Origin of the sequence: Actinoallomurus sp. NPDC052274 (assembly GCF_040679475.1) — a bacterium.
GTDB classification, from domain to species: Bacteria; Actinomycetota; Actinomycetes; order Streptosporangiales; family Streptosporangiaceae; genus Actinoallomurus; species Actinoallomurus liliacearum.
This window is the reverse complement of sequence record NZ_JBFAUT010000076.1, coordinates 1-23,086: the sequence shown is the minus strand read 5'-3', so window position 1 is coordinate 23,086 and position 23,086 is coordinate 1. Positions and strand designations below refer to the sequence as shown.

The window sequence follows — 23,086 nt, the reverse complement described above, 5'->3', positions numbered from 1 at the left end:
GCCAGGCTCACAACGAGAACCGGCGTGAAATACAGGAGTTGACGTGATCCAGCAGGAGTCGCGACTCAAGGTCGCCGACAACACGGGTGCCAAGGAGATTCTGTGCATCCGCGTTCTCGGCGGCTCGGGTCGGCGCTATGCGGGCATCGGTGACATCATCGTCGCCACCGTGAAGGACGCCCTTCCCGGTGCCGGCGTCAAGAAGGGTGATGTCGTTAAGGCCGTCGTCGTGCGCACCCGCAAGGAGCGGGGCCGTCCCGACGGCTCCTACATCCGCTTCGACGAGAACGCGGCCGTTCTGATCAAGGACGGCGGCGACCCTCGCGGCACGCGTATCTTCGGCCCGGTCGGTCGGGAGCTGCGCGAGAAGCGGTTCATGCGCATCATCTCGCTGGCGCCGGAGGTGCTCTGATGAAGATCAAGAAGGGCGACGAGGTCGTCGTCATCGCCGGCAAGGACAAGGGCGCGACCGGGAAGGTCATCTCGGCCGACCCCAAGCGTGAGCGCGTGGTCGTCGAGGGCGTGAACATGGTGAAGCGCCACTCCAAGGAGACGAACCAGGGCCCGCGCGGCGCCAAGGAGGGCGGGGTCGTCACCAAGGAGGGGCCGATCCACGTCAGCAACGTGATGCTGCTGGAGAACGGCAAGCGCACTCGCGTCGGCTACAGCATCAACGAAGACGGCACGAAGATCCGCGTCTCGCGCCGTACCGGTAAGGAAATCTGATGACCGCCGACACGACTACGCAACAGACCCCGCAGCCGCGGCTCAAGCTGCGCTACCGCGAGGAGATCGCGCAGAAGCTGCAGGACGAGTTCGGTTACGCGAACGTCATGCAGATCCCGGGCGTGACCAAGGTCAAGGTCAACATGGGCGTCGGTGACGCCGCCCGCGACTCGAAGCTCATCGAGGGCGCGGTGCGCGACCTGACGACCATCACCGGCCAGAAGCCGGCCGTCGCGCGGGCGAAGAAGTCCATCGCGCAGTTCAAACTGCGCGAGGGCATGCCGATCGGCGCGCACGTGACGCTGCGCGGCGACCGCATGTGGGAGTTCCTCGACCGCCTGCTGTCCCTGGCGCTGCCCCGGATCCGTGACTTCCGCGGCCTGTCGCCGAAGCACTTCGACGGCAACGGCAACTACACGTTCGGGCTCACCGAGCAGGTGATGTTCCACGAGATCGACCCGGACAAGGTCGACCGCCAGCGCGGCATGGACATCACGATCGTGACGACCGCGACGACCGACGACGAGGGCCGGGCGCTCCTGCGGCACCTGGGCTTCCCGTTCAAGGAGAACTGAGATGGCGAAGAAGGCTCTGATCGCCAAAGCGAACCGGAAGCCCAAGCACGCCGTGCGCGCCTACACTCGGTGCTCGCGGTGCGGGCGTCCGCGCGCGGTCTTCCGCAAGTTCGGCCTGTGCCGGATCTGCTTCCGGGAGATGGCGCACCGCGGCGAGCTGCCCGGCATCACCAAGTCCAGCTGGTAAACCCACCGGCTTTTCGATAAATGACCGATCGGGCGCCTGGACAAGGCGCCCACGACCGCGTCGAAGGTCCGTGACGTACGGAAACCGCGGCGAGGAGGGCCAGTAGGCCATGACGATGACCGACCCGATCGCAGACATGTTGACCCGTCTGCGGAACGCGAACTCGGCATACCACGACACCGTGGCCATGCCGTACTCGAAGATCAAGGCGCACATCGCCGAGATCCTCCAGCAGGAGGGTTACATCTCGGGATGGAGCGTGGAGGACGCCGAGGTCGGCAAGAAGCTCGTAGTCGACCTCAAGTTCGGCCCGAGCCGGGAGCGCTCGATCGCCGGGCTCAAGCGGGTGTCCAAGCCGGGCCTGCGGGTCTACGCGAAGAAGGACAACCTGCCGAAGGTCCTCGGTGGTCTCGGCGTCGCGATCATCTCGACGTCCTCCGGCCTGATGACCGACAAGCAGGCCGGCAAGCACGGTGTGGGCGGGGAAGTCCTCGCCTACGTGTGGTGAGGGGAGGGACCCAAGCATGTCGCGTATTGGACGTCTGCCCATTCCCGTCCCCAGCGGCGTCGACGTCAAGGTCGATGGCCAGGAGGTCACGGTCAAGGGCCCCAAGGGCGAGCTGAAGCACACGGTCGCCCGGCCGATCGAGGTCGCCCAGGAGGGCGGCGAGATCAAGGTCGGCCGCCCCAGCGACGAGGGACCGGTGCGTGCGCTGCACGGCCTCACCCGCTCGCTGATCAACAACATGGTCATCGGCGTGACGCAGGGCTACAGCAAGACGATGGAGATCGTCGGCGTCGGCTACCGCGTTCAGGCCAAGGGCAGCAACCTCGAGTTCTCGCTCGGCTACAGCCACTCGATCACGGTCGAGCCCCCGGCGGGCATCACCTTCCGTGTCGAGCGGCCGACCCAGTTCGTGATCGAGGGCATCGACAAGCAGAAGGTCGGCGAGGTCGCCGCGAACATCCGCAAGCTGCGCAAGCCCGACCCGTACAAGGGCAAGGGCGTGCGGTACCAGGGTGAGCAGATCCGCCGCAAGGTCGGAAAGGCTGGTAAGTAGACATGGCTGCGAGCAAGACCCAGGTCCGCAAGCGGACCGCGTCGCGCGCCGCGTCGCGGACCCGCCGGCACCTGCGCGTCCGCAAGAAGGTCCAGGGCACGCCGCAGCGGCCGCGCCTGGTCGTGACGCGTTCGACCAAGCACATGTTCGCGCAGATCATCGACGACCTGGCCGGTCACACGCTGGCGTCGGCGTCCACGCTGGACCCCACGCTCCGTACGGCCGAGGGCGACAAGACCGCCAAGGCGCGCAAGGTCGGCGAGCTGCTCGCCGAGCGGGCGCGCGAGGCGGGCATCAGCGCGGTGGTCTTCGACCGCGCCGGGCACCGCTACCACGGCCGCATCGCGGCCCTGGCGGACGGCGCCCGAGAGGGCGGGCTGGAGTTCTGATGGCTCGTCAATCGCATCTGATGACGCACGAGAAGAGGAACCACTAATGGCAGCACCACGTCGTGGCGGCGGCGAGCGGCGCGACCGGCGTGATGACCGCCGGGGTGGCGCCGACAAGGGACAGTCGTACATCGAGCGCGTCGTAGCGATCAACCGGGTCGCTAAGGTCGTCAAGGGCGGCCGGCGCTTCAGCTTCACGGCGCTGGTCGTCGTGGGCGACGGCAACGGCACCGTGGGGGTCGGTTACGGCAAGGCCAAGGAGGTGCCCGCGGCGATCGCCAAGGGTGTCGAGGAGGCCAAGAAGCACTTCTTCAAGGTGCCGCGGATCCAGGGCACCATCCCGCACACCAGCCAGGGTGAGGAGGCCGCGGGCGTCGTCATGCTCAAGCCGGCCAGCCCCGGTACGGGTGTGATCGCGGGTGGCCCGGTGCGCGCGGTGCTCGAGTGCGCGGGCATCCACGACGTCCTGTCGAAGTCGCTCGGCTCGTCCAACGCCATCAACATCGTGCACGCGACGGTGGCGGCCCTGAAGCAGCTCAACCGGCCCGAGGAGATCGCGGCCAAGCGGGGTCTGCCGATCGAGGACGTCGCCCCGGCCGCGATGCTCCGCGCCCGCGCCGCGGGCAGCGAGCCCCGGCAGGAGGTGGCATCGTGACCAACCTGAAGATCACGCAGGTGAAGTCCAAGATCGGTGGCAAGCAGAACCAGCGTGACACCCTGCGTACGCTCGGGCTCCGGCGGATCGGCGACAGCGTCGTCCGTGAGGACCGCCCCGAGGTGCTCGGGATGATCAACACCGTTCGCCACCTCGTGACCGTCGAGGAGGTCGACTGACCATGGGTGCAGAGACTCCGCTGCGGCCGCACCACCTGCGGCCCGCGCCGGGCGCCCACAAGTCCAAGGTCCGCAAGGGCCGCGGCGAGGCGTCCAAGGGCAAGACCGCCGGGCGCGGCACCAAGGGCACCAAGGCCCGCAACACCGTGCCGGCCGGCTTCGAGGGCGGCCAGATGCCGCTGATCCGCCGGGTTCCGAAGCTGAAAGGTTTCAAGAACCCGTTCCGGGTCGAGTACCAGGTCGTCAACGTGGCCAAGATCGCCGAGCTCTTCCCCGAGGGCGGCGAGGTCACGCCGGAGAGCCTCGCGGAGAAGGGCGCCGTGCGCGCCGGCCGCCTGGTCAAGGTCCTCGGCACTGGTGACATCTCCGTAACGGTTCAGGTCAAGGCACATGCCTTCTCCGGTTCCGCGAAGGAGAAGATCACAGGTGCCGGAGGCACTGCGGAAGAGCTGTGAGTCAAAGCCCTTGCGGGATTCGCCCCCGCCTTGCGGTGGCGGGGGCGGCAATCCCCGCAAGGGCTGTTAGAGTTCGACCGGCGATACTGTCGCCGCAACTTGAGGATCGACCGAGGGCCGTGAGCGGCCGCCGGCCGGAAACCGCGCAGGAGGAATGGTGCTGACCGCGTTCACTCGGGCGTTTCGAACACCCGACCTGCGCAAGAAGCTTCTCTTCACGCTGTTCATCATCGCGGTGTTCCGGCTGGGCTCTCAGCTGCCGGCACCGGGCGTGAACACCGGCGCCGTGCACCGATGCGTGGACGTCGTGAGCAAGGGGGCCAACGCCAATGTCTATGGCCTGGTCAACCTGTTCAGTGGCGGAGCGCTGCTGAAGCTATCGATCTTCGCACTGGGCATCATGCCCTATATCACCGCGAGCATCATCCTTCAGTTGCTCACCGTGGTGATCCCTCGCCTGGAGGCGCTCCGTAAGGAGGGCCAGGCGGGGACGACGAAGATCACGCAGTACACCCGCTACCTGACGATCGGCCTGGCGATCCTCCAGGGCACCGGCATCGTCGCGATGGCGAGCACGGGCAACCTGCTCCAGGGGTGCACCGAGGACCTGCTCTGGAACAAGGGCTGGTTCACCATCGTCACGATGGTCATCGTCATCACCGCGGGCACATCGGTGATCATGTGGCTCGGTGAGCTGATCACCGACCGGGGTGTCGGCAACGGCATGTCGATCCTGATCTTCACCCAGGTCGTCGCGGTCTTCCCGTCCGAGTTCTGGAACATCTACAAGACCAAGGGCGGCTTCGTCTTCGCGATCGTGCTCCTCGTGGGCATCGCGATCGTCGCCGGCGTGGTCTTCGTCGAGCAGGCACAGCGCCGCATCCCGGTGCAGTACGCCAAGCGGATGGTCGGCCGCCGGATGTACGGCGGCACCTCGACCTACATCCCGCTCAAGGTGAACCAGGCCGGCGTCATCCCGGTCATCTTCGCCTCGTCGCTGCTGTATCTCCCACAGCTGATCGTCCAGATGTGGCACAGCTCGAACCCGGTGGCGACGTTCATCAACAAGTACCTGGTCAAGGGCGATCACCCGATCTACATGGCCCTGTACTTCCTGCTGATCATCTTCTTCACCTACTTCTACGTGGCAATCACGTTCAACCCGACCGAGGTCGCGGACAACATGAAGAAGTACGGTGGGTTCATCCCGGGTATTCGCCCGGGGCGGCCGACCGCCGAGTACCTCGACTACGTGCTCACGCGGATCACCGCTCCCGGTGCGCTGTACCTCGGACTCATCGCGCTGGTCCCGATGGTGGCGTTCGGCATCATCGGTGCGAGCCAGAACTTCCCGTTCGGCGGCACCAGCATTCTGATCATGGTCGGCGTCGGGCTGGACACGGTGAAGCAGATCGAGAGCCAACTCCAGCAGCGTAACTACGAGGGCTTCCTGCGGTAGTGCGAATCGTGCTCGTGGGCCCCCCGGGAGCGGGCAAGGGGACTCAGGCCCAGTTCATCTCATCCCATCTGTCGGTCCCGAAGATTTCGACAGGTGACATCTTCCGCGCCAACGTGAGCGGCAACACGCCCCTCGGCCGTAAGGCCAAGGAGTACATGGACCGTGGCGACCTCGTCCCCGACGAGGTGACGATCGCGATGGTGCGCGACCGGCTGGCCGAGGACGACGCCCAGGAGGGCTTCCTGCTCGACGGCTTCCCGCGGAACGTTCCGCAGGCGGAGACGCTCAAGAAGATCCTCGCCGAAATGGATCTGCGGCTCGACCTCGTGCTCGAGCTCGTGGTCGACGACGACGAGGTCGTCCGGCGGCTCTCGGGGCGCCGTACCTGCCGTAAGTGCGGGAAGATCTGGCACGTGGTCTTCGACCCGCCGTCCAAGGAGGGCGTCTGCGACGTCTGCGGCGGCGAGCTGTTCCAGCGTGACGACGACCGCGAGGAGACCATCAGGCACCGCCTGGAGGTCTACCAGGAACAGACCGCACCCCTCGCGTCGTTCTACGCCGATGAGGGCATCCTGGTCGGTATCGACGCGACAGGGCCCGTCGAAGAGGTCACCGAGCGGGCGCTCGCCGCGCTTCGTCCCTTCACCGACTGACCACGGTGGTGAGGCGCGGCCGGATTCCTCCGGGCGCGTCCGGATCTACCTGCGGAGCGGAGAGTGTGGAAGAAGCGTAAGCCGGCCATTCAGATCAAGTCGCGTGGCGAGCTGGACGTGATGCGGGAGGCCGGCCTGGTCGTCGGTCGCACCCTCCAGCGGCTCACCGAGGCGGTCAAGCCCGGCATCACGACGGCGGACCTGGACGCGATCGCGGAGGAGTCGATCCGCTCCGCGGGCGCGACACCATCGTTCAAGGGCTACCAGGGGTTCCCGGCCTGCATCTGCACCTCGGTCAACGAGGAGATCGTGCACGGTATCCCCAGCCCGTCGAAGGTCCTCGCCGAGGGCGACGTCATCTCGATCGACTGCGGCGCGATCGTCGACGGCTGGCACGGCGACTCGGCCGTGACGGTGCCGGTCGGCGAGATCACCCCGGAGGAGCACAGGCTCCTGGAGGTCTGCGAGGAGTCGATGTGGCGCGGCCTGGCGGCCGGGCTGGCCGGCGGCCGGCTCAGTGACATCGGGCACGCCGTCGAGACGTACGTCCGCGGCCAGGGCGACTACGGCATCGTCGAGGAGTACGTCGGCCACGGCATCGGCACGGAGATGCACATGGACCCGGCCGTGCCGAACTACGGGCTGCCGGGCCGCGGGCCGGTACTGGTGCCGGGCATGTGCTTCGCGGTCGAGCCGATGGTCAACCTGGGCACGGCCGAGACCCTGCTGCTCGACGACGACTGGACCGTCATCACCGGCGACGGCCGGCGCTCGGCGCACTTCGAGCACACCTTCGCCGTCACCGAGGACGGACCGTGGGTGCTCACCGCACTCGACGGCGGCGCCCGCCTCAAGGACGCCTGAGCGCGCTGGACGGCGGCGCCCGCCTCAAGGACGCCTGAGCGCGCTGGACGGTGGCGTCCGCCCTCAGGGACGCCTGACCGCCCTGGCGGGCGGTCGCCGGTCGCGAGCCGATTGCCCCGAGTGCTGGTCGCCGGGACGAGGAGAGGTCCCGGCACAGAGCCGACGCTCGGCCTGTGATCACCGCGACTGTGGAAAGGGGCAGGGCGCGGCGTAATCTCTGGATTAAGGAACCCGGGGGCTCCTGAGGGAGAGGATCGACCATGGCGCTCAATCCCGAGATCCGCGCCTCCGACGCCGATCGTGATCGGGTCGCGGCGGCGCTGCGGGAGCACTGTGCTCAGGGACGCATCGCCGTCGACGAGCTCAACGAGCGCCTCGACGTCGCCTACCGCGCGCGAACGCTGGGTGATCTGCAGAAGGTGACCAGCGACCTCCCCGAAGAGGACATGTACGAACTGCCGGTGCCGGCGTATCGGCAGTCGACGCCCGCCCGCCGTCCCGGGGGCGGTCTCCAGCGGACGGGGATGCGGGCGGGCTGGGCGACGTACGCGTCGGTCAACCTCATCTGCTTCGTGGTCTGGTTGCTCACCGCCGTGACGGCGGGCGCCTGGTACCCGTGGTGGATCTGGGTGGCCGGCCCGTGGGGCGCGTTGATGCTGGCCGGGCAGTTCTTCGGACGAGGGGAAGAGCGCCGCTAGCGCGGCGGGAAGAAACGCCGTCGCCGCGGTGTTGTGTGGGGCGGAGTGTGGCTCCCGCGACACGAGCCCGGATGCCGATTTCGGTTTTCGTGCTGCGTGACGTACACTCTTTTGTCGGTCCCGTGTTGGCTCATGCCCGCATGTCATTGCGGCGAGTCAGTCTCTCGCGGAGGCCGTTCTCCTGACGAACCGATCAGCGAAGCGCGGAGGACATGCCCAAAAAAGAAGGGGCCATCGAAATCGAGGGCACCGTCGTCGAGTCACTTCCGAACGCCATGTTCCGGGTGGAGCTCGACAACGGGCACAAGGTGCTCGCCCACATCAGTGGCAAGATGCGGATGCACTACATCCGGATCCTGCCCGATGACCGCGTCGTCGTGGAGCTGAGCCCCTACGACCTCACGCGCGGTCGGATCGTCTACCGATACAAGTAACCACCCACTGGGGTTGCCTTCCCCGCGTATAGTCGGTTGGTGAGCCGTTTCGGCGTGCTCGCCTGCGGCTCGGCAGCGCGGGGGTGACCCTGCACGAGGAGACCCAGTGAAGGTCAAGCCGAGCGTCAAGAAGATCTGCAGCAAGTGCCGCATCATCCGGCGGCACGGCCGGGTCATGGTCATCTGCGATGACCCGCGCCACAAGCAGCGTCAGGGCTGACAACTCTGACAGCAGCCGCGCCACGGGTGACCTGGCGCGGTCGCGCATATTCCGACGTTCCGCGGCTCCCCTGAGGAGCAACCCCCGGTCGGAGGCCGGGGCCCCACCCGGGCAGGGGTGGGGGTGCGGGGCGCAGACCTCCGTGAAACAGAAGGGAACTGCCCGAGATGGCACGCCTCCTCGGCGTCGACCTCCCGCGCGACAAGCGCCTCGAGGTCGCTCTCACCTACATCTTCGGCATCGGCCGTACCCGCGCCCTCGAGACCCTGAAGGAAACCGGCATCAACGGTGACCGTCGGGTCCACGAGCTCGGTGACGACGAGCTGATCCAGCTCCGTGACTGGATCGAGGCCAACTACCGGATCGAGGGCGACCTGCGCCGCGAGATCCAGGCCGACATCCGTCGCAAGATCGAGATCGGCTGCTACCAGGGCATCCGGCACCGCCGCGGCCTGCCGGTGCACGGTCAGCGGACGCAGACCAACGCGCGTACGCGCAAGGGCAAGAAGAAGACCGTCGCCGGCAAGAAGAAGGCCGGCAAGAAGTAGTAGTCCTCGGCCCCTCGCCCGGGGCCGACGGATCGACGACCTCCAGGAGATTTGAGAGCAGATGCCGCCAAAGAGCCGCGCCGGCGCCAAGAAGGTGCGCCGGAAGGAAAAGAAGAACGTCGCTCACGGGCACGCCCACATCAAGAGCACGTTCAACAACACGATCGTCACGATCACGGACCCCGTGGGTGCCGTGATCTCCTGGGCCAGCGCCGGCCACGTGGGCTTCAAGGGCTCGCGTAAGTCGACGCCGTTCGCCGCTCAGATGGCGGCCGAGGCCGCCGCCCGCCGTGCCATGGAGCACGGCATGCGCAAGGTCGACGTCTTCGTGAAGGGTCCGGGCTCGGGCCGCGAGACCGCGATCCGGTCGCTGCAGGCGACCGGCCTCGAGGTCGGTTCCATCCAGGACGTCACCCCGGTGCCGCACAACGGCTGCCGCCCGCCGAAGCGTCGCCGCGTCTGAGTTAGGGAAGAAGAGAGATGGCTCGATACACCGGCGCCGACTGCAAGCTGTGCCGCCGCGAGAAGATGAAGCTGTACCTCAAGGGCAGCAAGTGCGAGGGCCCGAAGTGCCCGATCGAGATCCGCCCGTACCCGCCGGGTGAGCACGGTCGCGGCCGTCCCAAGGAGAGCGAGCACATGCTCCAGCTCCGGGAGAAGCAGAAGGCCCGTCGCATCTACGGCGTCCTCGAGGCCCAGTTCGTCAACTACTACAAGGAGGCGAACCGCCGGACGGGCAAGACGGGTGACAACCTGCTGAGCCTGCTCGAGCGCCGCCTCGACAACGTCGTCTACCGCGCGGGCTTCGCCAAGAGCCGCGACATGGCCCGGCAGCTGGTCAAGCACGGCCACTTCCTGGTCAACGGCAAGAAGGTCGACATCCCGTCGTACCGCGTCAGCGAGCGCGACATCATCGAGGTGCGCCAGAAGTCCCTCGAGGACACCCCCTTCGTGGTGGCGCGCGCCGAGGCCGGCGACAGCCGGGTCCCGGCGTGGATCGAGGTCGTCCCCGACCGCATGCGCATCCTCGTGCACTCCCTCCCGGTCCGGCAGCACATCGACGCGCCGGTCCAGGAGCAGCTCATCGTCGAGTGGTACGCCAAGCGCTGACGTCCACTCGTGCGGGCGCACGTCTCATGGCGTGCGCCCCGCAGTGCGAGATCGCGGCAGTCATATAGCGGGCGCCGCGGGAAGGAAGTAAGAAATGCTCATCGCCCAGCGACCGACTCTCACCGAAGAGCAGGTCGACGAGTTCCGGTCGCGGTTCACGATCGAACCGCTGGAGCCGGGCTTCGGCTACACCATCGGCAACTCGCTCCGCCGTACACTCCTGTCCTCCATCCCGGGTGCCGCTGTCACGAGCATCCGGATCGAGGGCGTGCTGCACGAGTTCTCCACGATCCCGGGCGTCAAGGAGGATGTCACCGACATCATCCTGAACCTCAAGGAGCTCGTCGTCTCCTCCGAGCACGACGAGCCGGTCGTGATGTACCTCCGCAAGCAGGGCCCCGGTGAGGTCACCGCCGCCGACATCGCGCCGCCGGCCGGTGTCGAGGTGCACAACCCCGAGCTCCACATCGCCACGCTGAACAACAAGGCGAAGCTGGAGATGGAGCTCACCGTCGAGCGTGGCCGGGGTTACGTCTCCGCCGCCCAGAACAAGCAGCCGGGCCAGGAGATCGGCCGGGTTCCGATCGACTCGATCTACTCCCCGGTCCTGAAGGTCACCTACAAGGTCGAGGCGACGCGTGTCGAGCAGCGCACCGACTTCGACCGGCTGATCGTGGACGTCGAGACCAAGCCCGCGATGCTGCCGCGCGACGCGGTGGCGAGCGCCGGAAAGACCCTGGTCGAGCTGTTCGGCCTGGCCCGGGAGCTCAACGTCGAGGCCGAGGGCATCGACATGGGCCCGTCTCCGACGGACGCCGCGCTCGCGGCGGACCTGGCGCTGCCGATCGAGGAGCTCAACCTCACGGTCCGGTCCTACAACTGCCTCAAGCGCGAGGGCATCCACACCGTGGGTGAGCTCGTGGCCCGCAGCGAGCAGGACCTGCTCGACATCCGCAACTTCGGCGCCAAGTCGATCGAAGAGGTCAAGCAGAAGCTCAACGACATGGGCCTCACGCTGAAGGACTCCCCGCCCGGGTTCGACCCGACGGCGGCGGCGGACGCCTACGGCGACGAGGACCAGAGCTACGCCGAGACCGAGCAGTACTGATCAGTTGACCGGGCGGCCCCAGGGGCCGCCCGTCGTCACCGACACTCGGCGGGGCCGTACGGCCTCGCCGGACCGACACCGGTACCTCGTACGGCCGGTGCGGGTTGAAACAAGGAGAAGTTCATGCCCACGCCCACCAAGGGCCCTCGTCTCGGCGGCAGCCCGTCGCACCAGCGCATCATCCTGGCGAACCTCGCCACGGCGCTGTTCGAGCACGGCCGCATCACGACGACCGAGGCCAAGGCCCGGCGGCTGCGCCCGCTGGCGGAGAAGTTGATCACCAAGGCCAAGCGCGGTGACCTCGCCGCGCGGCGCCAGGTCCTCACCGTCGTGCGGGACAAGGGCGTCGTCCACACGCTCTTCACCGAGATCGGCCCGCGGTTCGAGAACCGCCCGGGCGGCTACACCCGGATCACCAAGCTCGGCCCGCGCAAGGGCGACAACGCCCCCATGGCGCTGATCGAGCTGGTCGAGGAGGCCGCGCCGTCCGCGGTGACGACCCGTACGACCGCTCCGGCCGCGGAGGCCCCGGCGCCCGCCGCCGAGGAGACCGAGGAGACCCCGGCAGCGGCGACCGAGGAGCCGGCGGCCGAGGCCCCGGCCGCGGAGGCCACGGCGGACGACACCGAGGCCGACGAGAAGAAGTAGCGCAACGTTTACGACGCAGCCCGCCGCTCCCTACGGGACGGCGGGCTCGTTGTTTGAAAGACTTGTGTTCGACGCGCTCGGCCGCCGGTGCCGGATCTGCTCGGCCGGGAGGCGGGAGCCGTCGATCCGTTCGGCGACGTCCACCCCTCAAGGGGCGTCCATCCGTCTATGAAGGAGAAGCCGGTGGTTCGCCGTCTGCGGCCCCGTTCGACGACCGAGGGGCTCGGCGTGCCCGCGGGGTGCGCCCGGACGCGACTCCGCCGCGCCGTCACCGACGCGCACACGGTAACAGAAGGGGGGAGGCGGCGTTCCGCGTTCGGTCCGAAGGCCGAGACCGACGCGCCGCGAGCCCGATGACCGCTCTGGTACGACTCCGGTTCGACCTCGCCTACGACGGAGCGGGGTTCGCCGGCTGGGCGCGGCAGCCGGGGCGGCGAACCGTCCAGGGTGTCATCGAGGACGCCCTGGGCCGGGTGCTGCGGCTGGACCCGCCGCCGGTCCTCACGGTCGCGGGCCGTACGGACGCCGGGGTGCACGCGCGCGGCCAGGTCGCGCACGTCGTCCTCCCCGTGGCGGCCTACTCCCAGGTGGGCGGCACGCTGCCGCGCCGGATGGCCGGTGTGCTGCCACCGGACGTACGGATCTGGCGGATCGAACAGGCGCCCGACGGCTTCGACGCGCGGTTCTCCGCCCTGTCACGCCGCTACGCCTACCGTGTCTGCGACAACCCGGTGGGCGTCGACCCGCTGCGCCGCCATGAGGTGCTGTGGCATCCTCGGCCCCTCGATCTGGACCGGATGAACGCCGCCACCGCGCTGCTGCTCGGCGAGAACGACTTCGCGGCGTACTGCCGCAGGCGCGAGGGCGCGACGACGATCCGGAGGCTGCTGCGCTACGACTGGGAGCGCGAGTCGGCCGACGTCGCCGTCGCCACGGTCGTGGCCGACGCCTTCTGCCACTCCATGGTGCGCGCCATCGTGGGCGCGCTGCTGTCGGTCGGCGACCGCCGCCGTCCGGTCGAGTGGCCGGCCGAGGTCCTCTCCGCCGGTGTCCGCGACTCGGCGGTGCAGGTCCTCCCGCCGCACGGCCTGACGCTGGAGGAGGTCACGTACCCGGAGGCCGGGCTGCTGGCCAGCCGGGCCCAGGAGACCCGCCGGGTCCGGGTCCTCGGCGCGACCGCCCCGGAAGAGCGCCAGGCCGGTTGACCCGGCCCCGGAGCGGCGCCCGACGCGCGCCGGCGTGGGGGAGCGCGATCGTCGACGGGAACGCGACGGCGCGTCGAAGCTCGGCGTGGGCGTCGGTAGGAACGCGACGGCGTGTCGAAGCTCGGCGTGGGCGTCGGTAGGAACGCGACGGCGTGTCGAAGCTCGGCGTGGGCGTCGGCAGGGACGCGACGGCGTGTCGAAGCTCGGCGTGGGCGTCGACGGGAGCGCGACGGCGCGTGTCCGAGCCAGGCACGGCGAGCGCGCCCCGAGCCCGGCATGGGACGGGGCGCGTCGTCTGCGGGTCAGCTCTTCGCGCGGACCTCGATGGCCTTGCCGGTGTCCGTGCGGAAGCCGAACGCGACGTCCTTGAGCGTCGTGTCGTCCGGCTTCGGCTTGTGGGCGTCGGCGAACATCGCGTACGCGTAGATGATGTACCGGCCGCGCTGAATGCTCACCGGGAAGCCGCCGCCCTGGTCGATCTTGGGAGCGTCGGTGGCCTTCATCCCGCGGAACCACTTGTAGTGCGGGGCGTCCTGCGCCTTCATCGCGGCGGCCGCGGCGGCGTCGGTGGGCATCGCCGCGATTCCGGTCGTCACCGCCAGCTTCTTGTCGTCGGAGACGAAGGTCGCCCGCACGACGCTGCGGCAGTGCTGACGGGTCAGCTCCACGCTGAAGGGCCCGTTGGCGGTCAGGTTGCAGTGGTCGTTCTGGACGGTCTTCATCAGGACGAACGTGTGCCCGGCGATCTTGAGCTGGGGATCGGGGAAGACCTCGGTGACGCTGAGCGGCTTGGGATCCTTCTTCTCGTCCCTGATGTCGATGGGCGTCGGCTTGGGTTTGGGCTTCGGCTTGGCCGACGTGTGGGTGGGCGTCGGAGCCGCCGGGCTGGGCGTGGGCGGCTGCTGGGCGTGGGTCGGGGGAGCGGACGCCGCGTGCTCCTTCGGCGCGTCGTCGGACACCGTGGTGTAGGCGATGACGCCACCGCCGCCGAGCACGAGCGCGGCGAGCGCGCCGGCGCCGATGAGCAGCGCGCCACGTGCTCCGGCCGCGCCCGCGGCGCCACGCCGGCGTCCGCCGGGACCGCGCGGGCCGCCGGGCCCGTCGGAGGGCGGACCGGCTTCGCCCGAGCCGATCTGGGGAGTGGGCCGGGTGGCGTCCATCTCGGGCTCGGGCTCCGGCTCCGGGGGCGCCTCGGGGATCGTGCCCGGCGGGAGGATGGCGTCGGGGGTGAGCGGGGGCGTGGTGCTCTCCGCCGCGGAGAGCGGCGGCTCGCCCGCGCGTCGTGCCACGACGGTCAGCGCGGCACCCGTCCCGGGCTCCAGGACGTCCGTCACGGTCCTCTCGGCGGCACCCGGGGCCGCGTCGTCGACCAGGCCCGATGAGGCCGCCGAGGCGGGTCCTGGGGACCCTGCGGGTCCGGCGGAGGCCTCGGCCGGACGGTGCGTCGTCCCCAGCCACACCGTCGCGTTCGCGTTCGGATCAGGCGAGGCCGGGCCGCCGGCGGGACCGTACGGGGCGCCCGGAACGTCCGTGGCCGGGCCGTATGCCGGTGCCGAGGGAGGCGGGGCGCCCGGGGTGGGACCGGCCGCCGGGGGCGGAAGGGGGTGGCGGTGCTCGGAGGCGTCCGTTGGGCGGTGTGCGGACGTGCCCGCCGAGCGGGGGCCGGTCGGCGGGTCGGAACGGAGGTCCGAGGGCGTCGCGGCCGCCGGTCGCTGCGGCGGGGCCGTCTCCCGGTTCTCCGCGTCGGGCGCGGGAGATCCGGGACGCGGGGGTGGCGGGGTCATGCTCTCCTCGGCGTCAGGCGTCGGGGGCGGTCCGGAACGGGCCGGGGCGCCCGGCGGCGCATCGGCGGGCTGGGAGGTGACGAGGGGATCAGCCGGTGTACGACGGCCGGGCGTCGCCGGCGTCGGGGGAGGCTCCGACCCTTCCGTTACGGACGGTACAAAAGTCTCGTCACGGCCAGACATGGGTCACTAGGGTATTAGCGGAACGGCGTCCTTTATGCGGGTTTGCCGACCATTGACCGGTAGTTCAGGGCTGGTCGCAGATTGCTACCGACTGTCGCATTCTGCACGAATGCGGTCACACTCGCGTAGTCACTCTGGGTGATCTTCTTGCCGGTCGGGTACTGCACCCAGCTCATGATGAGGTAGTGGCCGTCGGGGTCGGCGGTCGTGAGCGACAGCCCCTTACCGATCTTGCTGGTGCTCCCGGCGCCCGGCAGCGGCAGGATGTACGCGTCCTTCGGGCGGGACGCCTTCTGCGCGTACTTGGCCGTGGTCGCCGTCTTGAGGTTGACCACGCCGATGGTGCCGATGAACTTGCCGTTGCTGTACGTCGCGCGCAGCACCTGGGTGCACCCCGCCTTCACGAGGGCCTTGCGGAACGTGGTGCCGTTCACGGCGCTCGCGCACTTGGGGTCCGAGCGTCGCGTGGTCAGCACGTAGGTGCGACCACCGGCCTTGAACTTCTTGTTCTTGAAGACCTCGGCGAGGGTGAGCGGCTTCGGGTCCGTGGCCCGGGAGGCGAGCTGCTCGCCCTTCCCGGTCTCGGTCGGCGTGGGGGTGGGGGTCGCGGTCGGGGTCTGCGGGGGCGCGGCGGCGGGCTTGGACGCCGCCGTCGGCTTCGGCTCGGGGCCGCCGCCGCCCGAGGACAGCGCGAACGCCGCTCCGCCGCCGATGACGACGACGCCCGCGGCGACCGCGGCACCGATGATCAGAGGCTTCTTCTTGCCGCCCGACCGCTCGTCGCCGGGCGCGTCCGCGGCGGGGTCCTGGCCGTAGGCGCCCGGCACCTCGCCGTACCGCCCCGGCCCTCCGGGTCCGCCCGGGGCACCGTAGCCGTCTGGAGCGTCGAACCCGCCCGCGCCGCCGTACGGGCCCTCCGCGGGACCGCCCGGTCCGGCGCCGTAACCGCCGGCGTCCTGGCCGAAGGATCGGGTCTCCGACCCGTAGCCGCCCGGCTGCTCGGCGCCGTACGAGGAGCCCGCGTAGGAGTTCGGGCCGCCGTACGAACCGGCGGCGTCCTCGTCCTGGGGCGTGCCGGAGCCGTACGGGCGTTCGAAGAGTGAACCGCCGCGGGAGGCCTCATCCTCGGCCGGGCCGTACGGCGACTGCGGCGGCTGCGGGGGTACCCAGCCGCCGGGTTGCTGTTTATCACCCGGAAAAGCCATGACCGCGACCCTACCTGCTCATTTGCGTGTTCAGGTGGTTACTTAAAGCCGAAGTCCTGCGTCCACCACGGGCCGCCCGACCCATAAGCGACGCCGACTCCGATGGCTTTCAAGCCGCAGTTCAGAATGTTCGCCCGATGGCCGGGACTGTTCATCCAGCCTTGTACGACGGCCTGCGCGGTCGCGTAGCCCTTGGCGATGTTCTCCGCGCCGGGGTCCGCGTAGCCGGCCGCCTTGATGCGGTCCCAGGGGGTCCGTCCGTCCGGCGAATTGTGGTCGAAGTAATTCCGGTCACGCATGTCCGCCGAGTGCGCCCGGGCGGCGGTCCGCAGCCGGGTGTCGACGCTCAGGGCCGAGCAGCCGTGGGCGGCTCGCTGCTCGTTCGTGAGGCGCACCACGGCGCTCTCCGCCGCCGCCTCCTTGCTCGTGCTCTTCGACGGCGTGGCGGTGGCCGTGGACCGGGTGGCGCTGGGGGTGGCGCTGTGCTTGGGCGTCTTCCGCTTCGGCGTCGGACTCTTGGACCGGTGGGACGCCTTCGCCGGGCGGGCCGACGACGGGCTCGGGTCGGCGGAGGGGCGGACGGCCGATCCCTCGGGGCTGGGGAAGACGGCGACGTCACGCGCCGGCGTGGTGGCCGGCGAAGGGGAGTGCTGCTGCGCGGCACTCCAGAGCGACCGGGCGGCGATGCCGCCGGAGACGAAGACCGCGATCGCCAGCAGCACGAATGCCTGGACGCGGCGTTTGACGCGCTTCGCGGACAGGGGATCCTCCCGGGGGGCAGCGGAGGACCAGCACTATAGGCCCACGAAGCCGGTCAAGTCCGGTGTTCTCCGATACTTCCCGGTATAGGGTGTCCAAGAGGACAGCCGTACGATCGTCGCCTCGTGACGACGGAGGACGGTCCGCGCCGCTCGCTTTGCCCGCTGGCGTGTGGGCCGGTATTCTGCTAGTTCGTTGTGTGCGTCAGCGTGCCCGTGATCGGGTCGCTCGACCCACCGGGCCTGCGGCGGCACTAGGCCGTCCGGCGGACCCAGTCTCTGTCAGACACGAAACGAAGGCTTACGACCGTGCGCACCTACACCCCTAAGCCTGCTGACGTCCAGCGTCAGTGGCACGTCATCGACGCGACCGATGTCGTGCTGGGTCGGCTGGCCAGCCAGGTCGCAACGCTGCTTCGGGGTAAGCACAAGCCGATCTACGCCCCGCACCTCGACACGGGTGACTTCGTCATCATCATCAACGCCGACAAGGTGGCGCTGTCGGGCAAGAAGCTCGAGCAGAAGAAGGCCTACCGCCACTCCGGTTACCCGGGTGGTCTGCGGTCCGTCGCCTACTCGGACCTGATGAAGAAGAACCCCGAGCGTGCCGTGGAAAAGGCGATCAAGGGCATGCTTCCGAAGAACACGCTGGGCCGCAAGATGTTCAGCAAGGTGAAGGTCTACGCCGGCCCCGACCACCCGCACCAGGCCCAGCAGCCGGTGCCCTACGACATCAAGCAGATCGCGCAGTAACGCGCGGCATCGAAAGAGATCCTGAGGAGTACCGTGGCCGAGCCCACCGGTGTCGAGACGCCCGTTGAGGGTGCCGAGTTCGAAGAGTACGTGGGGGACTACACCACCGAGTCCCCGGAGGTCGTCGTCGACGAAGCTCCGCGCCCGGTGCTGACCGGCCCGGCCGCCGGCACCGGCCGTCGCAAGGAGGCCATCGCGCGCGTCCGCATCGTCCCGGGTTCCGGGAAGTGGACGATCAACGGTCGCTCCCTGGACACGTACTTCCCCAACAAGGTCCACCAGCAGGTCGTGAACGAGCCGTTCGTGACCCTGGGCCTCGAGGACCAGTTCGACGTCATCGCCCGCGTGGGCGGCGGCGGCGTGACCGGCCAGGCCGGTGCGCTGCGCCTCGGCATCGCGCGCGCCCTGCAGCTGGTCGACCCCGACAACCGTCCGCCGCTGAAGAAGGCCGGCTTCCTCACCCGTGACGCGCGGGCCAAGGAGCGGAAGAAGTACGGTCTCAAGAAGGCCCGTAAGGCTCCGCAGTACAGCAAGCGTTGATCGCGCCTGTCCACCGGCCCGGTTCCGCCCTGGTGGCGGTCGCGGCTCGTGGACAGGACCTCGGCGGTCTCGCCATCCGGCGAGACCGCTGATCGCTTTTTCAGCGGTCGCGTCCTGGCGGGCGTACCCGGATGTGACCGGTCCGTGCGTTCGATGGTGGGGTGTTGTGGTGGCGCGTCTGTTCGGGACCGACGGCGTACGTGGAGTCGCGAATCGCGACCTGACGGCGTCCCTGGCGCTCGACCTGTCGGTCGCGGCGGCCCGCGTCCTCGGCGAGGTCGGCGCGTTCGAGGGGCACCGCCCCGTCGCGGTGGTCGGCCGGGACCCGCGCGCGTCCGGTGAGTTCCTGGAGGCCGCGGTCGTGGCCGGGCTCGCCTCGGCCGGGGTCGACGTCCTCCGGCTCGGCGTGCTGCCGACGCCCGCCGTGGCGTACCTCACCCAGTCGCTCGGCGCGGACCTGGGCGTCATGCTCTCCGCGTCGCACAACCCCGCCCCCGACAACGGCATCAAGTTCTTCGGCCGGGGCGGGCACAAGCTCGCCGACGAGATCGAGGACCAGGTCGAGGCCCACCTCGGCCAGGACTGGGCCGGCCCGACCGGGCCCGGCGTCGGGCGGGTCCGCGACGCGCACGGCGAGGTCGAGAGCTACATCGCGCACCTGCTGTCGACGCTGCCCGGCTCGCTGGACGGCGTGAAGGTCGTCGTCGACTGCGCGCACGGCGCCGCCTCGGGCGTCTCCCCGGAGGCCCTGCGTCGCGCCGGCGCGACCGTGATCGCCATCGGCGCCTCGCCGGACGGCCTCAACATCAACGACGGGTACGGCTCGACCCATCTGGAGCGCCTGCAGCGCGCCGTGGTGGAGAACGCCGCGGACGCCGGCATCGCGCACGACGGCGACGCCGACCGCTGCCTCGCGGTGACTGCCTCCGGCGAGGCCATCGACGGCGACCAGATCATGGCGATCCTGGCCCTGGAGCTGCGCGACACCGGGAAGCTGCCCGGCGACACGGTCGTCGCCACCGTCATGTCCAACCTCGGCTTCAAGCTCGCGATGCGTGACCAGGGTCTGGGCGTCGTCGAGACGGCGGTCGGCGACCGCTACGTCCTGGAGGCGATGAAGGCCGGCGGGTACGCCTTCGGCGGCGAGCAGTCCGGCCACGTCATCATGCTCGACCACGCCACCACCGGAGACGGCGTGCTCACCGGGCTGCACCTGCTGTCCACCATCGCCCACCGCCGTCGCCCCCTCGACGAGCTGGCGAAGGTCATGACGCGGCTCCCGCAGGTGCTGATCAACGTCAAGGGCGTCGACAAGTCCAAGGCCAAGACCTCTCCCGAACTGGCCGCCGCCGTCCAGGCAGCCGAGGCCGAGCTGGGAGACGGCGGCCGGGTGCTCATCCGCCCGAGCGGCACCGAGCCCATGGTGCGCGTCATGGTCGAGGCGCAGGCCGAGGACCAGGCCCGCGTCGTCGCCGAGCGTCTCGCCGAGGCCGTCCGCACCGCCCTCTGAGCGGGGACCGCCGGTCCTTCGACCATCGTCATCGCTTTACGCTGCCGGTCGGTACTCTCCGTGATGTCACGGGTACGTCGATCACGACGGCTGCGCCGCCGAGCGGCGGTCACCACGAGACGAAGGTCGATTACTCATGACATCAGTGGCGCGTGTCACCGAGATCAGCGCGATCTCGGAGTCGAGTTTCGAGGACGCCGTGAAGGTCGGCATCAGCCGGGCCGCGGAGACCCTGCGCAAGCTCAAGTCCGCCTGGATCAAGGAGATGGAGGTCCAGCTCTCCGAGAACGGCGACATCAGCGGTTACAAGGTGAACATGCTGGTCACGTTCGTTCTCGAGTAGGACCCCGTACGGGTCAGGACGCGGGATGGCGGCGCTTCTTGGCCCTGTCGATCCGGTCCAGCAGGAAGACCGCCGCGCCGACGACGAGCGCGGACGCGATCCACCAGAACGGGCCGGGCAGACGCAGGGGCAGGGCCAGCCGCGGCCCCCAGCCGAAGAGCTTGGCGCCGAACGGGTACAGCCCCTGGTGGAGACCGAGCCAGCACACCACGAACGACAGCAGGTCGTACGCCTTCGGATCCTTCATGCCATCCAGCGTGTCGGCCGCGTCGTCACCCGCGGAAGCGACCATGGTCTATCCGGCCCGTCCGGTGGTCTGCTCCCGGCCGTCAGTCGGTGCCGGTGATGGAGAGGGTGCGAAGCTTCCAGCCCGCGTAGGCGACGCCGAGGACGGTGACGACGATCAGCAGGGGCACCGCCGTGGACGAGCCGACGCCCGCCTTGACGGCGGTCGCGTTGGTCACCATGTCGGTGACGCTGATGCCCCACTGGCGGATCGACAGGGTCTTGGCGCCCGAGGCGTACCGGGCGATGAGGTTCTCCCAGACCAGGGCGTAGATCAGGCCGATCGTCACCGCGAACCGGCTGAGCACCGCGATGGCCAGGAAGAGCGCGCAGTAGGCGACGCCGGCGACCAGCGCGCCGATCGCGAACCCGGTCGCCAGGCCGGCGGTCAGCCCGGTCATGATGACGCCCGCGACGAACATCGGCACGACGCCGAAGGCGACCACGAGGACGACCGCGACCACGTACTTCGTCGTGGAGATCACCGGACGCGCGATCGGCTTGGTCATGATGTACATGATCTGGCCGTCGTCGATCTCCGGCCCGATCACGCCGGTGCCCGCGAGCAGCGCGAGCAGCGGCAGCAGCGCCCCGAGCCCGAACTGCGTGAGCAGCATCGTGGCGTTGTCCAGGTCGGCGTGCCCGCTGACCCGCAGGCCGATGCTGAGCGCGAGCAGCAAGGCGGGCAGGAGGAACAGCAGCAGGATCCGCCGCCTGCTCAGCATGGCGCGGAACGTGATGGAAGCGATGACAGTGTTCATCTCAGGACGCCACCAGGTAGGAGAAGACGCTCTCGAGGGATTCGTCGGCGGGGGCGACCTCCCACAGCCGGATGTCCGCCTGCCGGGCCACCTGCGGCAGCACGAGGGAGAACCGCCGGAAGTCGACGGCCTCGACCTCCAGGCCGCCGGAGGTCAGTTCGACCCCGCGCGTCGACGGGTCGGCGATGAGCGCGGCGGCCAGGCGCCGGTCGTCGCTGGACCGGACCACGAACATGTGCGGCCGGTCGGTCATCAGCCGCCGGATGGCGCGGAAGTCGCCGGAGGCGGCGTGCCGCCCGGCGACCACGACCTCGATGTGGTGCGCGAGCCGCTCGACCTCCTCCAGGATGTGCGAGCTGAACAGCACCGTACGGCCCTCGGCGGCCATCTTCCGGATCAGGTCCATCAACTGCAGCCGCTGGCGCGGGTCCATCCCGTTGAACGGCTCGTCGAGCAGCAGCACGGGCGGATCGTGGACCAGCGCGGAGGCCATCTTGACCCGCTGCTTCATGCCCTTGGAGTAGTTGCCGATGACCCGGTCGGCCGGGTCGACCATCTCCACCATGGCGAGGGCGCGTTCGGCGGCGGCCTCGGGGTTCGGCAGGCGGTGCAGCTTGGCCATCGCGCGGACGAACTGGCGGCCGGTGAGGAAGTCGTACGCGGTCTCCCGCTCGGGCACCAGCCCGATCTGCCGGTACACCGACGGGTTCTTCCAGATGCGCTGCCCGTCGATGGTGACCTGTCCGCTGGAGGGGGCGAGGAAGCCGCCCATCATGTGGATCAGGGTGGACTTGCCCGCGCCGTTCGGCCCGAGCAGCCCGGTGACGCCGGGGCCGATCGTCATGCTGACGCCGTTGACGGCGACGACGTTGCCGTACCACCGGGACACGTCCCGGATCTCGAGCCGGCTCACTTGGCGCCCGCCTTCCGGAAACGCAGGTACAGGATCGCGGCGGAGCCGACGATGAGGGCGGCGCACACCAGGGTGAAGACCGGCCCGCCGAGGCCCGGGGGCGGTGGTTCGGGCGCGGACTGCTTCGCGCGCAGCGCCCAGACCTGCACGCCGTCGACGAGGTTGAACGGGGCGAACAGGCCCGCCCACTGGGCGACCCCGAACTGCGTCTGGTTCTCGGCGATGCCCTGGATGGCGGCGACCGCCGTGGTGCTGAGCAGGTAGACCGCCATGACCGCGGTGACGCCGAACCCGCGGCGGGGCGTGAACGCGGCCACGACCAGGCCGAGGCCGGCGAGCACCAGGGCGTAGATCAGACACCCGGCGAGGGCGGCCAGCCAGTGCGCGGTGTGCGTGCCGAGGTGCGGCTGCTTCGTGACGAGCGCGCCGATGAACAGGATCGTCACCGGCGTCGCCAGCAGGATGAACAGCGCGGTCGCGAACGCGCCGTACTTGGCCAGCACGTAGTCGAGGCGGCTCAGCGGCCGGGAGAAGTACAGCGGCGTCACGTGGAACCGCAGGTCGCGGGAGGCGAGCACCGGGGCCTGCGCCGCCAGGAAGATGGCGATCAGCGGCTGCAGGTAGGTGGCGTAGGCGGAGTAGCGGATGAGGTCGATGCTCCGCCCGCCCGCGAGCTGGGCGGCGATCGCCGTGATCGCCACGCTGATCGCCGCGGGCAGCAGCATGATCGCGAACAGCAGGAACGGCATGATCTTCGCCTTGACCGGCCGGCCCAGGCCGTACGCCGCGCGCAGGTTGTGGACGAAGAGGGACCGAACGGCGTACGCCCGGCCGAGGCGCTTGCCGTCGTAGTGCCGGTATCCGATGTCGTGGATGA

Annotated in this window: 33 protein-coding genes; 26 read left to right on the top strand and 7 right to left on the bottom strand. The window is 69.5% G+C overall.

Features of this window, described 5'->3' with window-relative positions:
* Positions 1–43 precede the first annotated feature (43 nt).
* The 22 genes from rplN to truA all read left to right on the top strand — a co-directional run bounded on the left by rplN (position 44) and on the right by truA (position 13,174).
* Positions 44–412 carry a 50S ribosomal protein L14 gene (gene rplN, locus AB0K82_RS39430; protein ID WP_252780494.1) on the top strand — a complete coding sequence of 123 codons (369 nt, stop codon included), beginning with the start codon at positions 44–46 and terminating at the stop codon, positions 410–412.
* Entirely contained in the window at positions 412–726 is a 315-nt protein-coding gene (rplX, locus tag AB0K82_RS39425) for a 50S ribosomal protein L24 (protein WP_364407270.1), read from the top strand. Before rplN ends, rplX begins: the two co-directional genes overlap by 1 nt.
* Entirely contained in the window at positions 726–1,301 is a 576-nt protein-coding gene (gene rplE, locus AB0K82_RS39420) for a 50S ribosomal protein L5 (RefSeq protein ID WP_364407267.1), read from the top strand. The genes rplX and rplE overlap by 1 nt, the downstream gene beginning before the upstream one ends.
* A gap of 1 nt (position 1,302) precedes the next feature.
* The gene (locus AB0K82_RS39415) at positions 1,303–1,488 is read left to right on the top strand and encodes a type Z 30S ribosomal protein S14 (protein ID WP_252780511.1); all 186 of its coding nucleotides are present in this window, start codon (positions 1,303–1,305) and stop codon (positions 1,486–1,488) included.
* Between the two features lie 109 nt (positions 1,489–1,597).
* A complete protein-coding gene (rpsH, locus tag AB0K82_RS39410) occupies positions 1,598–1,996 on the top strand; it encodes a 30S ribosomal protein S8 (protein WP_252840830.1) in 399 nt (132 codons plus the stop codon).
* A gap of 16 nt (positions 1,997–2,012) precedes the next feature.
* Positions 2,013–2,549 (top strand): 50S ribosomal protein L6, encoded by a 537-nt coding sequence (gene rplF, locus AB0K82_RS39405; RefSeq protein ID WP_364407263.1) that lies wholly within the window; start codon positions 2,013–2,015, stop codon positions 2,547–2,549.
* A 2-nt stretch (positions 2,550–2,551) separates the two neighbouring features.
* Positions 2,552–2,938 (top strand): 50S ribosomal protein L18, encoded by a 387-nt coding sequence (gene rplR / locus AB0K82_RS39400; RefSeq protein WP_252808865.1) that lies wholly within the window; start codon positions 2,552–2,554, stop codon positions 2,936–2,938.
* A gap of 46 nt (positions 2,939–2,984) precedes the next feature.
* A complete protein-coding gene (gene rpsE, locus AB0K82_RS39395; RefSeq protein ID WP_345352752.1) occupies positions 2,985–3,593 on the top strand; it encodes a 30S ribosomal protein S5 in 609 nt (202 codons plus the stop codon).
* A complete protein-coding gene (gene rpmD, locus AB0K82_RS39390) occupies positions 3,590–3,772 on the top strand; it encodes a 50S ribosomal protein L30 (protein WP_252780546.1) in 183 nt (60 codons plus the stop codon). Before rpsE ends, rpmD begins: the two co-directional genes overlap by 4 nt.
* A 2-nt stretch (positions 3,773–3,774) precedes the next feature.
* Complete coding sequence (gene rplO, locus AB0K82_RS39385; RefSeq protein ID WP_345352758.1) at positions 3,775–4,227, top strand: 50S ribosomal protein L15; 453 nt, start codon at positions 3,775–3,777, stop codon at positions 4,225–4,227.
* A 157-nt stretch (positions 4,228–4,384) separates the two neighbouring features.
* The gene (gene secY, locus AB0K82_RS39380; RefSeq protein WP_364407258.1) at positions 4,385–5,686 is read left to right on the top strand and encodes a preprotein translocase subunit SecY; all 1,302 of its coding nucleotides are present in this window, start codon (positions 4,385–4,387) and stop codon (positions 5,684–5,686) included.
* Positions 5,686–6,339: an adenylate kinase gene (locus AB0K82_RS39375; RefSeq protein WP_345352761.1), complete on the top strand. Its 654-nt coding sequence runs from the start codon at positions 5,686–5,688 to the stop codon at positions 6,337–6,339. The genes secY and AB0K82_RS39375 overlap by 1 nt, the downstream gene beginning before the upstream one ends.
* A 63-nt stretch (positions 6,340–6,402) precedes the next feature.
* Entirely contained in the window at positions 6,403–7,203 is an 801-nt protein-coding gene (gene map / locus AB0K82_RS39370; RefSeq protein WP_364407256.1) for a type I methionyl aminopeptidase, read from the top strand.
* Positions 7,204–7,463: 260 nt separating this feature from the next.
* Positions 7,464–7,901: a DUF1707 domain-containing protein gene (locus AB0K82_RS39365; protein WP_364407253.1), complete on the top strand. Its 438-nt coding sequence runs from the start codon at positions 7,464–7,466 to the stop codon at positions 7,899–7,901.
* Positions 7,902–8,113: 212 nt separating this feature from the next.
* Positions 8,114–8,335, top strand: coding sequence for a translation initiation factor IF-1 (infA, locus tag AB0K82_RS39360; protein WP_067912209.1), 222 nt, complete (start codon positions 8,114–8,116; stop codon positions 8,333–8,335).
* Between the two features lie 106 nt (positions 8,336–8,441).
* A complete protein-coding gene (gene rpmJ, locus AB0K82_RS39355; RefSeq protein WP_252780562.1) occupies positions 8,442–8,555 on the top strand; it encodes a 50S ribosomal protein L36 in 114 nt (37 codons plus the stop codon).
* 167 nt (positions 8,556–8,722) lie between these two features.
* Positions 8,723–9,103, top strand: coding sequence for a 30S ribosomal protein S13 (gene rpsM / locus AB0K82_RS39350; RefSeq protein ID WP_345352782.1), 381 nt, complete (start codon positions 8,723–8,725; stop codon positions 9,101–9,103).
* Positions 9,104–9,164: 61 nt separating this feature from the next.
* Positions 9,165–9,566, top strand: coding sequence for a 30S ribosomal protein S11 (rpsK, locus tag AB0K82_RS39345; RefSeq protein WP_252780568.1), 402 nt, complete (start codon positions 9,165–9,167; stop codon positions 9,564–9,566).
* 17 nt (positions 9,567–9,583) lie between these two features.
* Complete coding sequence (rpsD, locus tag AB0K82_RS39340) at positions 9,584–10,213, top strand: 30S ribosomal protein S4 (RefSeq protein WP_364407248.1); 630 nt, start codon at positions 9,584–9,586, stop codon at positions 10,211–10,213.
* A gap of 94 nt (positions 10,214–10,307) precedes the next feature.
* Positions 10,308–11,321, top strand: coding sequence for a DNA-directed RNA polymerase subunit alpha (locus AB0K82_RS39335; RefSeq protein ID WP_252840846.1), 1,014 nt, complete (start codon positions 10,308–10,310; stop codon positions 11,319–11,321).
* A gap of 123 nt (positions 11,322–11,444) precedes the next feature.
* A complete protein-coding gene (gene rplQ / locus AB0K82_RS39330) occupies positions 11,445–11,969 on the top strand; it encodes a 50S ribosomal protein L17 (protein WP_345352793.1) in 525 nt (174 codons plus the stop codon).
* A gap of 353 nt (positions 11,970–12,322) precedes the next feature.
* A complete protein-coding gene (truA, locus tag AB0K82_RS39325) occupies positions 12,323–13,174 on the top strand; it encodes a tRNA pseudouridine(38-40) synthase TruA (RefSeq protein WP_364407244.1) in 852 nt (283 codons plus the stop codon).
* A gap of 302 nt (positions 13,175–13,476) precedes the next feature.
* On the opposite strand, the gene AB0K82_RS39320 is transcribed toward truA, so the two are convergent.
* The 3 genes from AB0K82_RS39320 to AB0K82_RS39310 form a co-directional block, all read right to left on the bottom strand.
* Positions 13,477–14,508: a hypothetical protein gene (locus AB0K82_RS39320; protein WP_364407242.1), complete on the bottom strand. Its 1,032-nt coding sequence runs from the start codon at positions 14,506–14,508 to the stop codon at positions 13,477–13,479.
* Between the two features lie 665 nt (positions 14,509–15,173).
* Complete coding sequence (locus AB0K82_RS39315; RefSeq protein ID WP_364407239.1) at positions 15,174–16,346, bottom strand: hypothetical protein; 1,173 nt, start codon at positions 16,344–16,346, stop codon at positions 15,174–15,176.
* 38 nt (positions 16,347–16,384) lie between these two features.
* The gene (locus AB0K82_RS39310; protein ID WP_364407236.1) at positions 16,385–17,068 is read right to left on the bottom strand and encodes a CAP domain-containing protein; all 684 of its coding nucleotides are present in this window, start codon (positions 17,066–17,068) and stop codon (positions 16,385–16,387) included.
* Positions 17,069–17,413: 345 nt separating this feature from the next.
* Between AB0K82_RS39310 and rplM the strand changes: the two genes are divergently transcribed.
* From rplM to AB0K82_RS39290, 4 genes are all read left to right on the top strand, one after another.
* On the top strand, positions 17,414–17,857 hold the full coding sequence (rplM, locus tag AB0K82_RS39305; RefSeq protein WP_252808899.1) for a 50S ribosomal protein L13: 444 nt from the start codon (positions 17,414–17,416) through the stop codon (positions 17,855–17,857).
* A 33-nt stretch (positions 17,858–17,890) separates the two neighbouring features.
* Positions 17,891–18,397, top strand: coding sequence for a 30S ribosomal protein S9 (gene rpsI, locus AB0K82_RS39300; RefSeq protein ID WP_364407232.1), 507 nt, complete (start codon positions 17,891–17,893; stop codon positions 18,395–18,397).
* Positions 18,398–18,566: 169 nt separating this feature from the next.
* Positions 18,567–19,907, top strand: coding sequence for a phosphoglucosamine mutase (glmM, locus tag AB0K82_RS39295; RefSeq protein WP_364407229.1), 1,341 nt, complete (start codon positions 18,567–18,569; stop codon positions 19,905–19,907).
* A 136-nt stretch (positions 19,908–20,043) separates the two neighbouring features.
* Entirely contained in the window at positions 20,044–20,250 is a 207-nt protein-coding gene (locus tag AB0K82_RS39290; RefSeq protein WP_364407226.1) for a dodecin family protein, read from the top strand.
* 13 nt (positions 20,251–20,263) lie between these two features.
* Here AB0K82_RS39290 and AB0K82_RS39285 read toward each other — a convergent pair whose 3' ends face one another.
* The 4 genes from AB0K82_RS39285 to AB0K82_RS39270 all read right to left on the bottom strand — a co-directional run.
* Complete coding sequence (locus AB0K82_RS39285; RefSeq protein ID WP_364407223.1) at positions 20,264–20,497, bottom strand: hypothetical protein; 234 nt, start codon at positions 20,495–20,497, stop codon at positions 20,264–20,266.
* A gap of 82 nt (positions 20,498–20,579) precedes the next feature.
* Positions 20,580–21,296 (bottom strand): ABC transporter permease, encoded by a 717-nt coding sequence (locus tag AB0K82_RS39280; protein ID WP_364407221.1) that lies wholly within the window; start codon positions 21,294–21,296, stop codon positions 20,580–20,582.
* A gap of 1 nt (position 21,297) precedes the next feature.
* The gene (locus tag AB0K82_RS39275) at positions 21,298–22,209 is read right to left on the bottom strand and encodes an ABC transporter ATP-binding protein (protein WP_364407218.1); all 912 of its coding nucleotides are present in this window, start codon (positions 22,207–22,209) and stop codon (positions 21,298–21,300) included.
* Positions 22,206–23,086: ABC transporter permease (locus AB0K82_RS39270; RefSeq protein WP_364407216.1), on the bottom strand; the 881-nt coding region annotated here is incomplete at its 5' end. The genes AB0K82_RS39270 and AB0K82_RS39275, both read right to left, overlap by 4 nt.